The 12,953-nt window shown below is 60.4% G+C and carries 12 protein-coding genes; 1 reads left to right on the forward strand and 11 read right to left on the reverse strand.

Annotated features, from left to right (window positions below; translation table 11 throughout):
* Nucleotides 1–15: 15 nt before the first annotated feature.
* Nucleotides 16–429, forward strand: a complete 414-nt coding sequence (locus tag TRM7557_RS02255; RefSeq protein ID WP_058288580.1) for a PaaI family thioesterase — start codon at nt 16–18, stop codon at nt 427–429.
* Between the two features lie 233 nt (nt 430–662).
* Here TRM7557_RS02255 and folD read toward each other — a convergent pair whose 3' ends face one another.
* From folD to TRM7557_RS02310, 11 genes are all read right to left on the reverse strand, one after another.
* Nucleotides 663–1,553 carry a bifunctional methylenetetrahydrofolate dehydrogenase/methenyltetrahydrofolate cyclohydrolase FolD gene (gene folD / locus TRM7557_RS02260; RefSeq protein WP_058288581.1) on the reverse strand — a complete coding sequence of 297 codons (891 nt, stop codon included), beginning with the start codon at nt 1,551–1,553 and terminating at the stop codon, nt 663–665.
* A 40-nt stretch (nt 1,554–1,593) separates the two neighbouring features.
* The gene (locus TRM7557_RS02265; RefSeq protein ID WP_058288582.1) at nt 1,594–1,899 is read right to left on the reverse strand and encodes a chorismate mutase; all 306 of its coding nucleotides are present in this window, start codon (nt 1,897–1,899) and stop codon (nt 1,594–1,596) included.
* A 59-nt stretch (nt 1,900–1,958) separates the two neighbouring features.
* Entirely contained in the window at nt 1,959–3,635 is a 1,677-nt protein-coding gene (locus TRM7557_RS02270) for a formate--tetrahydrofolate ligase (RefSeq protein ID WP_058288583.1), read from the reverse strand.
* Between the two features lie 210 nt (nt 3,636–3,845).
* On the reverse strand, nt 3,846–4,430 hold the full coding sequence (locus TRM7557_RS02275) for an MOSC domain-containing protein (RefSeq protein ID WP_058288584.1): 585 nt from the start codon (nt 4,428–4,430) through the stop codon (nt 3,846–3,848).
* A gap of 176 nt (nt 4,431–4,606) precedes the next feature.
* Nucleotides 4,607–5,299 (reverse strand): hypothetical protein, encoded by a 693-nt coding sequence (locus TRM7557_RS02280; RefSeq protein ID WP_058288585.1) that lies wholly within the window; start codon nt 5,297–5,299, stop codon nt 4,607–4,609.
* Between the two features lie 163 nt (nt 5,300–5,462).
* Nucleotides 5,463–7,382: an ATP-dependent zinc metalloprotease FtsH gene (gene ftsH / locus TRM7557_RS02285; RefSeq protein WP_058288586.1), complete on the reverse strand. Its 1,920-nt coding sequence runs from the start codon at nt 7,380–7,382 to the stop codon at nt 5,463–5,465.
* Nucleotides 7,383–7,460: 78 nt separating this feature from the next.
* Nucleotides 7,461–8,762, reverse strand: a complete 1,302-nt coding sequence (tilS, locus tag TRM7557_RS02290; RefSeq protein ID WP_082626484.1) for a tRNA lysidine(34) synthetase TilS — start codon at nt 8,760–8,762, stop codon at nt 7,461–7,463.
* Nucleotides 8,763–8,780: 18 nt separating this feature from the next.
* Nucleotides 8,781–9,614 (reverse strand): tol-pal system protein YbgF, encoded by an 834-nt coding sequence (ybgF, locus tag TRM7557_RS02295; protein ID WP_058288587.1) that lies wholly within the window; start codon nt 9,612–9,614, stop codon nt 8,781–8,783.
* Between the two features lie 3 nt (nt 9,615–9,617).
* Nucleotides 9,618–10,148: a peptidoglycan-associated lipoprotein Pal gene (pal, locus tag TRM7557_RS02300; protein ID WP_058288588.1), complete on the reverse strand. Its 531-nt coding sequence runs from the start codon at nt 10,146–10,148 to the stop codon at nt 9,618–9,620.
* Between the two features lie 139 nt (nt 10,149–10,287).
* Complete coding sequence (gene tolB, locus TRM7557_RS02305) at nt 10,288–11,652, reverse strand: Tol-Pal system beta propeller repeat protein TolB (protein WP_058288589.1); 1,365 nt, start codon at nt 11,650–11,652, stop codon at nt 10,288–10,290.
* A gap of 153 nt (nt 11,653–11,805) precedes the next feature.
* Entirely contained in the window at nt 11,806–12,948 is a 1,143-nt protein-coding gene (locus TRM7557_RS02310) for a hypothetical protein (protein WP_058288590.1), read from the reverse strand.
* Nucleotides 12,949–12,953: the final 5 nt, after the last annotated feature.

Here is a 12,953-nt window from a genome sequence, read left to right on the forward strand (position 1 = left end):
CCCTAGGCTGGCCCCATGACACAGCAGCGAATCCAACAAAGCTTTGATGCGCAGACCATGATGACAACCCTTGGCGCCACGCTCGACAGCGTGGAAGAGGGCCGCGTTGTGATCTCTGCACCGATCCTGCCGACCAGCTTGCAGCAGCTGGGCGCAGCCCATGCGGCGCTGCCCTTTGCCATTAGCGACAGCGCTGCAGGCTATGCGGCGCTGACCGTGATGGAGCAGGGCCTAGAGGTGGTCTCGGCCGAGGTCAAAATCAACCTCCTCGCGCCCGGTCTGGGCGACCGCCTGCGCGCTACGGGCAAGGTGGTGAAGGCAGGCAAGCGGCTGGTGGTGGTCACGGCAGAGGTGCACGCGTTGGATCAGGGCCGCGAAACGCTCATCGCGCTCTTACAGGGGACAATGGTACCGGTTCCCGTCCGCTAAACCCGGCGGCCTGTCGCACATCCAAAGCAATAGGGCTCGGGCCCGCTAGAACGCATGTGTGAAGGCCCCAACAGCGCCTCGGCTGTCCTGCGCTATCCTGCAAATTACCTTCCATCACAAGCAAGAACGGCGCTCCGAACCGGAACGCCGCTTTTCATCTTTTTCCAAATATCCCCGCCGGAGGCAGCGGAGCCAAAGGCTCCGCTTTACGCGGTCAACCCTTCCAGCCCAACTTAGGCTGTGAGCCCTTCCGGCTCGGCCAGATTGTTGGCGCGGCAGCAGGCGGTCACGGTGTTGGCCAGCAGGCAGGCGATAGTCATCGGACCCACACCGCCCGGAACTGGGGTGATTGCACCGGCACGTTCCGCGCAGGAGGCAAAGTCGACGTCGCCCACAAGCTTGTTCTTGCCGTCGCGTTCAATGCGGTTGATGCCCACGTCGATCACGGTGGCGCCTTCTTTGATCCAGTCACCCGGAACCATTTCAGGACGGCCCACAGCGGCGACAACGATGTCTGCACGGCGGACAACCTCCGGAAGGTCTTTGGTGCGGGAATGCGCAATGGTCACGGTGCAGCTGTCGCCCAGCAGCAGCTGCGCCATCGGCTTACCAACGATGTTGGAACGGCCGATCACAACCGCGTCCATGCCAGAGAGCGAACCGTGATAATCACGCAGCATCATCAGGCAGCCCAGCGGGGTGCAAGGCACCATGGATTTCTGACCGGTGCCCAGAAGACCCACGTTGGAGATGTGGAAGCCATCCACGTCTTTTTCCGGCGCGATGGAGTTGATGACCAGATCTTCGTCCAGGTGCTTGGGCAGCGGCAGCTGCACCAGAATACCGTGCACGGTCGGGTCATTGTTCAGCTTGTCGATCAGCGCCAGCAGGTCCGCCTCAGAGGTCTCGGCATCGAGCTTGTGCTCGAAAGAGTTCATGCCGACCTCAACGGTCTGTTTGCCTTTGGAACGCACGTAAACCTGAGACGCCGGGTCTTCGCCCACCAACACCACGGCCAGGCCGGGGGTGATGTCGTGCTCTTCTTTCAGGCGGGTCACATGGCCCGCAACCTTTTCGCGGACGGTTGCGGCAAAGGCTTTGCCGTCAATGATATTCGCTGCCATTGCTGTCTTCCTTGTTGCTGCGGGCCCCGGTACGGGCCGCCTATTCTTCTCGGATTACCTGCGCTTCGCGGGCAATCGACCAATCAACCAGTTGCCGCCAAAGACGTTCGACCAGTTCGCGGTCCAGCCCGGCTGCTTCGGCCCGGTCGCCCGCATTGGTCACCACCTCTTCGACCCGTTCAGGGATCCGCGCTGGCCAGCCATTGATCTGTTTCAGCGCGATGGCCCGGTCAATGTATCCCGCACGTTCTACAAACAGCGCCACCAGATCTTCGTCTAGCGCATCGATTTGCGCACGAAGGTCGGTCATGTCGTTGCAGTCTTTCGGCGGAATACGGTTGGTCATCGTTTCAAACTCCTACGGCCCGGGAATACTCCCGGGCCGTAGGTGACGCAATTTGCGTCTTAGAACAAGCCTTCGATCTGGCCTTCTTCGTTCAGACGGATGCTTTCCGACGCAGGTTTGCGCGGCAGACCCGGCATGGTCATGATCTCACCGCAGACAACCACGATGAAGCCAGCACCCGCAGAGAGGCGAACCTCACGAACCGGAACGGAGTGGCCGGTGGGCGCACCGCGCAGGTTCGGGTCGGTGGAGAAGGAGTACTGGGTTTTCGCCATGCAGACCGGCAGGTTGCCATAGCCCGCTGCTTCCCACTCTTTCAGCTGGTTGCGGATCTTCGCGTCAGCCAGAACCTCGTCGGCGCGGTAGATGCGCTTGGCGATGGTTTCGATCTTCTCGAACAGCGGCATGTCGTCCGGGTAGATCGGCGCGAAGGACGCGGCACCAGATTCGGCCAGCTCGACCACTTTTTCAGCCAGCGGTGCGGAGCCTTCAGAGCCCAGCTCCCAGTGACGGGACAGGATCGCTTCCACACCGTGGGAGGCAACATAGTCCTTCACGGCCTGGATTTCTGCGTCGGTGTCGGTGACGAAGTGGTTGATCGCGACAACCGCCGGAACGCCGAAGGATTTGACGTTCTCGATGTGACGGCCAAGGTTTGCACAACCGTTGTTCACAGCTTCGACGTTTTCCGCGCCGAGGTCTGCTTTGGCAACGCCGCCGTTCATTTTCATTGCGCGCACAGTGGCAACAATCACAACCGCGTCGGGTGCGATGCCTGCTTTGCGGCACTTGATGTTCATGAACTTCTCAGCACCGAGGTCGGCACCAAAGCCTGCTTCGGTCACAACGTAGTCCGCAACTTTCAGCGCAGTCTTGGTTGCGATCACAGAGTTACAGCCGTGTGCGATGTTCGCGAACGGGCCACCGTGGACAAACGCCGGGTTGTTTTCCAGAGTCTGAACCAGGTTCGGCTGCATTGCGTCTTTCAGCAGAACGGTCATTGCGCCTTCTGCTTTGATGTCGCGGCAGTAAACCGGGGTCTTGTCGCGGCGGTAGGCCACGATGATGTCGCCCAGACGCTTTTCCAGATCCTGCAGGTCGTTTGCCAGGCAGAGGATCGCCATAACTTCAGATGCCACGGTGATGTCGAAACCGGTTTCACGCGGGAAGCCGTTGGACACGCCACCCAGGGAGGCGGTGATCTGACGCAGGGCGCGGTCGTTCATGTCGACCACACGACGCCATGCAACACGACGGATGTCGATTTCGCACTCGTTGCCCCAGTAGATGTGGTTGTCGATCATCGCCGACAGCAGGGAGTGCGCAGAGGTGATTGCGTGGAAGTCACCGGTGAAGTGGAGATTCATTTCCTCCATCGGGACAACCTGCGCCATGCCGCCACCGGCCGCGCCACCCTTCATGCCGAAGTTCGGGCCGAGGGACGCTTCGCGAATACAGATCATCGCGTTTTTGCCGATGCGGTTCAGGCCATCGCCCAGACCAACGGTGGTGGTGGTCTTACCTTCGCCCGCCGGGGTCGGGTTGATGGCGGTCACGAGGATCAGCTTGCCGTCTTCCTTGGATTTCACCGAGTTGATGAAGTCCTGGCTGACTTTGGCCTTGTCGTGGCCATAGGGCAGCAGATCGTCGTTGGACATGCCGATTTTGGCACCGATCTCTTGGATCGGGAGCTTGTTCGCCTCGCGGGCGATTTCAATGTCACTCTTGTAGCTCATGGCCTTGAGTCCTCAGTCTCGAGTTCTGGGTTTGCGGCGGGACCGCCGTCTGGCTCAAGGCTTAGCTTGTCGTATTCAGACTTCGCCCTCTGTTTTCGACATAATTCTGTCCCCGAGCGTCTTATTTGAATTTCACGCCGCCCTCAGTGACGCGGAAAGGAAACATGTCGGATCTGAAATGTCGCTTTCCGCGCATGAGCTGTCTGGGCGTCAGCCCGCCTCGCCCAGCCATCCGCGCTGGTCGGGCACGAACAAACGAAGAGATTCGCCCAGCTTCAAGCTGCCCGGACGTTCGACCCAAGCGGTAACCCCGCGGCGATTGGTTGCAGCTGTTTTGAATTTCGGCCCGTAACCAGCGTGATCTTTTTCAATCTCGCGACCGGGAATAATGCAGGGGCGGTTCTCCATATCGATGGTCAGCGTCACCCCGTCCGGTCCCTGCAGACGCGCCGACGGCGGCACATGGGTAAAGTCCGGGATGCCACGAAGGATCAATGAAGCTCCCAAATACGACGGATCGAGCGCCTCCATGCCCATTTCTGCGGCAATCGCGTCCAGCTCTTCCTGCGCCAAAATCGTCAGCTGGCGCACGTTGCGGATCTCTGTTCCCTTGTCATAAAGGTTGGTCATCCGCACACAGGAAGGGCGGTTTTCGCCCGCGTGGCGTTCGCCAGTGACACCGTGGAAGCCCAGTTCCATCGCCTCGCGCGGGCTGGCGGTAATGCCTGCTTCTGCGGGCACATGCCCCATCCAGACAATTTCCCCAGCAAATTCAGTTTCGCGCAAGACCGGCATGGTGCTCTCCTTCAAAGATCGGTTCGCGCCGAAAATGCCCCTGCCCTGTCCCCATGACAACCCCATGCGGGTCATCAATCGCTGGCGCGCACAGGAAAGCGGCGCGTGCCAGACCGGGCGCAGTGGCGAAAACAGTCGACTGTCAAAAAATTAGGAGAAACAGAGCAGCGCCGCGCTCAGACGCGACGGCTGCGGGCCTCAAACATGCAGACCGCTGCGATCATGCCCACCACAAAGACCAGTTCCATCAGTTCTTCTGCGACACTGAAACCAGCAACCGTCTCGGGTGACAAGGTCACACCGAACTCAGCCATCTTGCGCCCAATCCCATCAATTGTTTTGGCGACAACACCCAAGCCGAGGGTACCAACAACCATCCAAGCCCAAGCCGCGCGCTCTGACCAAAGCGCTGTCCACATCAACGGCATCTGCCGCGCCAGCTTCCAAAGCACCGTCAAAATAAGAGCGATCACCGCGGCGCCAATCAGTTTTTCACCCATCGGCGCATCTCCGGAGTACAGCCGCAGCTGCAGGATACCTTCGGACAAAAACGCCTTGTCCCAGTCCAACTCTCGAGCGGCAAACAGGGAAAACCCAACAACAATCGGCCAACGATAGGCAAGCTGCGCATAGGACGACAGGCTGAGCACGGTGACCGCAGCCAGCCCCCACAGCACGGCAGAGGCCACTTCGATCGGCCCGGCTTCCTTGGTGACGGCATAAAATATGTCATCTGCCCCCAACGCCCGAAACCCGGCAAAAAGGGCGATCGCAACAGCGGCGTAGGCAAAGAGCCACGGCGACGGGGCAACGTCGGCATGCACAGAACCTTGCGCGTCCTGCGGCCAGTTTTCGCGGACTGCTGTCATTCTACCCTCCGGCTTTTGTAACGAATTTACAAAAGCTAGAGGGCCGCCTTGTTACATTCAAGTCATGCGCGGCGTGAAAACAACAAAAAAGCCGCCCCGAAAGGCGGCTTTTCCGTCAGTGCATAGCGTGGCTTGGGTGTCAGGCTGTGCCGACAGGTCCCAATCAGGCGGTAGGTTCAGGCTCCATATCGCCGCCCGCGTCGCCATCCGTCGAAGGCTTCTTAGCCTTCGGGATCGCCGTGACAGAGGCCGCAGCTTCTTCTGAGCCGCTACCAGCATCATCATCGCTGCTGGGGGGCTCGCCATTCATCACACGCTTGATCTCTTCACCGGTGAGAGTCTCGTATTCCAGCAGACCTTCGGCCAGACGTTCCCACTCTTCTTTGTGGTCTTCAAGGATCTTAAACGCACGGTCATAGGCGTTCTGGATGAAGGCTTTGACCTCTTCCTCGATCAGCTCTTTGGTATTCGCCGAGACCGAGAAGCCCGCGGTATTGCCAGAATAGCCTTCGTGCGCTTCGGCGTAGTCAATATTGCCGACCTTATCCGACATGCCCCAGCGCAGCACCATGGCGCGCGCCAGTTGGCTTGCCTGCTGAATGTCACCGGCAGGGCCGTTCGACACATGGTGTTCACCGTATTTCAGGATCTCTGCGGCCTTGCCCGCCATGGTCATGGCCAGCTTCTGTTCACATTCATCCTTGTGCCAGTTCAGGCGGTCGATTTCTGGCAGGGACACAACCATACCCAGCGCACCACCGCGTGGGATAATGGTGGCCTTATAAACCGGGTCACATTCCGGCAGCACCAGACCAACCACTGCGTGGCCTGCCTCGTGGTAGGCGGTTTTCTCTTTTTGATCCTGCGTCAGGACCATCGACCGGCGCTCTGCGCCCATCATGACTTTGTCCTTGGCGTTCTCAAAATCTTCCATGGTGACAAAGCGACGGCCCACACGTGCGGCCATTAGCGCGGCTTCGTTCACAAGGTTCGCCAGATCCGCACCCGAGAAACCGGGTGTACCACGGGCGATGATTCGCAGGTCTACATCGGCCCCCAGCGGCGTCTTGCGGGCATGCACGCCAAGGATCTTTTCGCGGCCTTTGATGTCGGGGTTGCCAACAGTCACGTTGCGGTCGAAACGACCCGGACGCAGCAGCGCGGGGTCCAGAACGTCGCGGCGGTTGGTCGCGGCCAGAATGATCACGCCTTCATTCGCTTCAAAACCGTCCATTTCGACCAGCAGCTGGTTCAGCGTCTGTTCGCGTTCGTCGTTGCCGCCGCCATAACCGGCACCACGATGGCGCCCTACAGCGTCGATTTCATCGATGAACACAATACAGGGCGCGTTCTTCTTGGCCTGTTCGAACATGTCGCGGACACGGCTTGCACCAACGCCCACAAACATCTCAACAAAGTCGGAACCCGAGATGGTGAAGAAAGGGACACCCGCTTCGCCTGCAATCGCACGCGCCAGCAGCGTCTTACCGGTGCCCGGAGGGCCCACCAGCAGCGCGCCTTTGGGGATCTTGCCGCCCAGACGGCTGAATTTCTGCGGATTGCGCAGGAATTCAACGATTTCCTCGAGTTCTTCCTTCGCCTCATCAATGCCCGCAACATCGTCAAAGGTCACGCGGCCCTGCTTTTCGGTCAGCATCTTGGCCTTGGATTTGCCAAAGCCCATAGCGCCACCTTTGCCGCCGCCTTGCATCCGGTTCATGAAATAGACCCAGACACCGATCAACAGCAGGAACGGCAGAAGCGTTATAACAAAGCTCTGCAAACCTGACTGCTCCTGCTTTTCAGCTTTGACCGGAACACCCTGCGCGATCAGCAGATCCGTGACCTTGGCATCGCCGGGAACAATGGTCACATAGCTTTCACCCCCTGCTGTGGTGTAGCGGACCTGTTCACCATCCAAGGTGGCTGCTTTGACCTGACCACCGTCTACGGCGGCGACGAAGTCGGAATAAGTTCTTTCGCGGCTTTGCAATGTATTGCCGGTTCCGCTGAACAAATTGAACAGCGCGAGGACCAGCAGGAACAGAACAACCCAAAAGGCGATATTACGTGCGTTGCCCAAGGAAATCTCCTGAAGAAGTCATAACGCCCAAAGGGGCGCGTGGGGTTACCTTCTAAAATAGGGATGATTGACAGAGGTTCAATGAGATAAAAGCCTGCTGTAAAACTCTGCGCCCGAACGGGCTTGTTCGACACGGTATCCGGCGCTCCAGCCTGCTAAAGGGGCGGCCAGCAGCTTGTCCCCACGCCAAACTCCCGGACTTGCGGCTAAAACGCTCCGCGGGAGATCCAGATCCCGCCAGTCTGAGAACTGCAAAAGCCCTTCGTGGCCAACTGCCCGGACGCGCGCGCTGGACTGATTCATATCGGTGTAGGCATCAACCTGACGCACGCTGGGCGCATGCAGGCTGAGCTGATTGTCCCAGGTCGCCCCGATGTCAGCAGACAATCCTGCAACTGCGTTCAATTCCCGCGTGACCCAAGTGCTGCCTTTGCGGGTCACCAGCTGGCAACCGGCCAGAGTAAAGGACGTCCCGTGGCGCACGGCCCGCAAGGCCGCCAACATCGGATCGCGACGCGGCGGATACACCTGCCCGGACATCCAGCCCAAGGAATGCCGCAGCAGACGAAATGCGATTTCTTCGGGCAACACCCGAAATCCGCGCTGATTTATCCGCACCCCAAGGGGACTGACCTGCAACAGCTCTTGAGCCGAAGTAAACGCATACCAATCCAGGGCATCCCGCGAACGGGCCATGTTTTCGGCCACGGCGGTCAGGGTTGAAACGGTCAGCCCCAAAGGTTCCAGCAGGTCCATCGCCTGACGGATGCGAACCCGTTCGAATTTGGTGTTTTCATTGCTGGGATCATCGATCCAGGCAATATCGCGGGCCTGCAAATAGGCCTGAAGCTCTGCACGCCGCAGGTCCAACATCGGGCGCGCCAGCATTATACCGTTGCGCATCCGTCGGGGCCGCATGGCCGCGAGGCCTGTCACACCGGACGCCCGACGCAGGCGCATCAGAACCGTTTCAGCCTGATCATCGGCGGTATGGCCTAACGCAATCATTGGAATGTCACGCCCTTTGGCCCAGCGGGTCAGCAGATCATACCGCGCCTCGCGCGCTTGGTCTTGCAGGTTGCCCCCCTGCGGCCCTGCCTCCCAGACCAATGTGTCATGGGGCACACCCAACTGATCGCACACGGCTTTGGCCGCAGCCGCCTCTTCTTGTGAAGCCGCCCGCAAACGGTGATCGACGGTTGCGGCAAACAGTTCAATGCCGGTGCCTGCCAGACCTTCTACAGCCAAAGACAGCAGCGCCAAAGAATCACTCCCGCCGGACACCGCAATACCAAGGCGCACAGGGGCCGCACGCAAAATATCACTGCGCACCGCCGCGATGAGACTCTCAAACGGCTGGCTGTCTTTGGCAGGTGTCATAGCAGCAGCATCAGGTCATCAGGGGCAGCCAAGAGTGCCGCGTTCTGCCTCTGCGGTTTGGACGGCGGCGCTGCTGGGAAAACGGACCGCCACCTCGGACAGGGTCACACAGGCCTGATCCACCTGATCCAGACGCCCCAATGCGGCCCCCAGTTCAAACAGCGCATCCGGTGCCTTGGGTCCAGTTGGCGCGGCGGTAAAAGCAGCAAGATAGGCGCGCGCGGCATCGCGGGTATTGCCCAGACCCTCCAGCGCTTTGCCACGCCCAAAATCCGCTTCAGGCCCCAAGGGGCTGCCGGGATAGGCAGATTGGAACGCCGCCAGTTTGTCCGCGGCCGCCTGATAGGACCCCGCCTCGAGATCCGCCTGCGCCGCTGCAAAATCCGCCGCCTCCCCAACAGCCAGTTCGCTGCTGGTCGGGTCTGGTGCGGTCACTGTTTCGCCGTCCGCCACAGCAGCAGTGTCACCGCCCAGCGTGCTGGCTTCGCCAAGCAGTGTCACGTCACCGCCTTCAAGTTCGACCAGCCGAAACTCCAGATCGCCAATGCGGTTGGTGCCATCGCGCACCACATTCTGAATACGAATATCCAGCTCTTCGGTCTGAGCGGTGAGGCGCTGAAGTTCTGCTTCAATAGCGCCCACCCGCTCCAGCACAGAGCCCCCGGCCAGCGTGCCTGTGGGCGAGCCAGTGGTCGACATTTCACGCTTCAGGCGTTGGATTTCCACATGCAGCACAGTCAGTTCCTGACGGATATCCGCCAGCGTCTGATCCTGCTGCTGCGCGAGGGCCGGAGACACCGCCGTCAGGAAACACAGGGCGGAAGCTGCCAGAACGGATCGAAAGCCCCCCATGGCTTAGCCCACCAGACCGCCAGCCAGCACAGTCACAGCGCGGCGGTTTTTAGAATAACAGGCCTCGGCCGAGCAGATCTCGATCGGGCGTTCTTTGCCAAAGGTCACCACCTGAATGCGGCTGCCTGCGATGCCCTGCGAAATCAGATATTCCCGCGCTGCATTGGCGCGGCGAGCCCCCAGCGCAAGGTTGTATTCGCGGGTGCCCTGTTCGTCAGCATGGCCTTCGATGGTGATGGTGTAGTCGGGGTTGGCCGTCAGCCAACGCGCCTGCCCCTGCAACACCGCCTGTGCGGCGGGGTTGATCGAGGATTGATCCACCTCAAACAGGACCCGATCCCCGACAGTTTCACGGAAATACACCGGGCTGCTGGGATCAGCGGCCGCCCCAAGCGCCCCGGCGCCAGCGCCGTTTGCGCCAGCACCCGCGCCATTTGCACCGCTTTCCCAGGGTTTTGGGCCACATCCCGCCAGCGCCAGAGCCACTGCCGTCACAAGGATAATCTTCGAGGGGATAATCTTGGAACCGCTCATTTAACCTGCCTCTTATCTGTTTGCCGCAATGGCTGCCGCCCCGCAGGGCCAATCCATCGCCGGGTTCACCCCGGCTGTTTCAAAAAAACTCTAGCATAGTTCACCCCGAGGCACCAAGCGGCGCTCCGGGGCAGATTGATCAGTTCTGCAACGGCGACCACGCCGGATCAGAGCCGCCCTCTGGCGTGCGCACCGGCTTGAGGTTCCGACCCGACACATCGACCGAATACAACAGTGCGCGGCCCGTCGGTCCCTGGGTTTCGCGGGTGAACATAATGACGCGGCCATTGGGGGACCAGGTGGGGCCTTCATCAAGGAACGACGCTGTCAGCAGGCGCTCTTCGCTGCCATCAGTGCGCATGACGCCGATGTGGAACCGGCCTGCGTTCTGTTTGGTGAAGGCTACAAAATCCCCGCGCGGCGACCAGACAGGCGTGCCATAGCGCCCGGACCCTTTGCTGATCCGTGTTGCTGGCCCACCCGATGCGGGCATCACATAAAGCTGTGGCTTACCAGAGCGGTCGCTTTCAAAGACGATCTGACGGCCATCGGGCGAAAACGACGGCGCGGTCTCGATCGAGGGGGCCGATGTCAGGCGCTTGCGCGCACCGCTATCAATATCGAGCGTATAGAGGTCGGTATTGCCGCCCTCGGATTGGGAATAAACGACGGTCCGCCCGTCAGGCGCGAACCGCGGCGCAAAGCTCATTATGCCATCGCCCGCCGACAAGACACGCTGCTGCACCTGCCCCACATCCAGAACATGGATCTGCGGAAAGCCGCTTTCGTAGCTGGTATACAGCACCCGATCCCCAGTGGGCGAAAACCGCGGCGCCAGTACAATCGCATTGGAATTGGTCAGATACTGAACATTCGCGCCGTCATAATCCATGATCGCGAGGCGTTTTTTGCGGTCGTTCTTGGGCCCGCTTTCGGACACGTAAACTACGCGGCTGTCGAAATAACCGCCCTCGCCGGTGATCTTGGAATAGATCACATCCGCCACTTTATGGGCGATGCGGCGCCAGCCATCCGTGCCTCCAACCAACTGCAGCCCGGCGCCGTCGATCTGTTTGCCGGCAAAGACGTCAAAGCCGCGGAACTTCACCTTGACCAGATTACCTTCGACCGCGACCTCACCTGTGATCAGCGCCTGCGCATTGATCGCTTTCCAATCCGTGTAGTTCACCGGAGCCGAGAAATCCGTGAGATTCGAGATATATGCCCCCTTGGGCACCTCGCGGAACAGGCCCGTGCCTGCCAGATCTTCGGCGATGACGCGCGAAATCTGGGCCGCAAACTGCGACGCGGCCGCATCTGCGGGGATAAAATCCGGCACCGCAAAGGGCAGCGGCTCAATCACACCATCGGTGATCTCAATGCGCAATGGGCCAGTTTGAGCCACAACGGCCCCAGGCGCTGTGGCGGCGACCAGCGACGCCATCGCCAGACCGACCACCGCAGCCTGTTTTACAAAACCCTGTCTAACCCAAGCTAATGTCATCTGATCCGCGTCCTTTCCGGAGTGACCGCCTATTGGTCGTCGTTTGGTTAACACGCGTTTGCGCGCTTTGTGCAGGGGGAAGATCACAGCGCGATGCCCCGCCTTATGAATTTTCTGACATGCGACACAATAATGTCCGCCTGCCCGTTTTTGTCATCGCAGCCGCATTTTGGCCGGGTTGAAGGTGATCTCCACCTCTTTCCATTGCTGATACTTTTCTGTCGGCAAATCATAGCCCACGCGCCCGCCGCTGCGTGAACAGCGCAGAATAGCCCGGCGCGCCGCTGCAAAGGCTGTATTCGCAGAGGCCTGACTGCCGCCATCGAATGACAGCATGCGAATACTGCTGCTCTCTGGCATGCCGTTTTCCTGCAGCGACACGCCCACAACCACCACAGTCCGCATGACTTCAGTCGATACAGTGCCAAGGTTCCAACACCCGGCGATCTGGCGACGCAGACCGTTTCGCTCCCCTTCGGTCAGCGGCGGCCCAGAGGGCACTGGGGCTTCGACCTCGCCCAGATTGGCAAGCGCATCCGAGATGGCTGAGCTCACATCCGCAGCGCGGGTATCTTCCGGCTCGGGCTGCGGCTCTGGTTGAGGCTCAGGCTGCGGGTCCGGGTCGGGCTGTGCGGCCAGATTGCGCGGACGCAGTCGCGGGCGCGGCGTGCTTTGCAGCACGGTCGGATTGTCGCTCTCGCTTTCTGCTTCGGTGACAATGCGGTCGCTGGCGGCCTCTTGCTGCGAGGCATCCTGTACCGGCTGGTTGGCTTCCGCGCCCGCGTCAGGGGTAACCTCTTCCTGCGTCACATCCGCGATTTGGCTGTCTGGCTCTGGCGGCGCAATGGGTTCGGGGGCCACGCGATCATTTTCGCGCCCCACTTCTGGTTCGGCCAATTGCGGTGTTTCGCTCAGCGGCTCGGGCAAATCTGGCGGTGTCGGCGCCACGTCTGGCACCTCGGGCTCTGGTTCGGGCTCGGGTTGCACCACTTCGGGCTCAGGCTCTGGCGCCGGTGCAACAGGCGCAGGTTCAGGCCGCTGCGGGCGCGGCGCATCTTCCGGCGCCAGCTCTGGGGTCTCAACCGGGGTTTCTGCCGGGTCGCGCAGCACCGCCGGTTCAGGTGCGACCTCGGGGGCTGCGACCTGCGCGCTGAGCTGTGCAAACTCCTCAGCTGAAATAACGGATACATCCTGCACCGTGAATGGCAGCGGTTCAGACTGGAACGCGCCGCCAAACAGCGCCCAGGTCACCAGCGCGCCATGGCCAAGAAGTGAGATTTTGGTGCCGGTCTGCACGGGCC

It is taken from the genome of Tritonibacter multivorans (genome assembly GCF_001458415.1).
GTDB classification, from domain to species: domain Bacteria; phylum Pseudomonadota; class Alphaproteobacteria; order Rhodobacterales; family Rhodobacteraceae; genus Epibacterium; species Epibacterium multivorans.

Excerpts from the sequence above, each read along its gene's own strand:
- TRM7557_RS02265 (WP_058288582.1), bottom strand. The coding sequence starts at position 1,899 with ATGACCAACCGTATTCCGCCGAAAGACTGCAACGACATGACCGACCTT.
- tolB (WP_058288589.1), bottom strand. The coding sequence starts at position 11,652 with ATGACATTAGCTTGGGTTAGACAGGGTTTTGTAAAACAGGCTGCGGTG.
- TRM7557_RS02270 (WP_058288583.1), bottom strand. The coding sequence starts at position 3,635 with ATGAGCTACAAGAGTGACATTGAAATCGCCCGCGAGGCGAACAAGCTC.
- TRM7557_RS02255 (WP_058288580.1), top strand. The coding sequence starts at position 16 with ATGACACAGCAGCGAATCCAACAAAGCTTTGATGCGCAGACCATGATG.
- tilS (WP_082626484.1), bottom strand. The coding sequence starts at position 8,762 with ATGACACCTGCCAAAGACAGCCAGCCGTTTGAGAGTCTCATCGCGGCG.
- TRM7557_RS02280 (WP_058288585.1), bottom strand. The coding sequence starts at position 5,299 with ATGACAGCAGTCCGCGAAAACTGGCCGCAGGACGCGCAAGGTTCTGTG.
- pal (WP_058288588.1), bottom strand. The coding sequence starts at position 10,148 with ATGAGCGGTTCCAAGATTATCCCCTCGAAGATTATCCTTGTGACGGCA.
- ybgF (WP_058288587.1), bottom strand. The coding sequence starts at position 9,614 with ATGGGGGGCTTTCGATCCGTTCTGGCAGCTTCCGCCCTGTGTTTCCTG.
- folD (WP_058288581.1), bottom strand. The coding sequence starts at position 1,553 with ATGGCAGCGAATATCATTGACGGCAAAGCCTTTGCCGCAACCGTCCGC.
- TRM7557_RS02275 (WP_058288584.1), bottom strand. The coding sequence starts at position 4,430 with ATGCCGGTCTTGCGCGAAACTGAATTTGCTGGGGAAATTGTCTGGATG.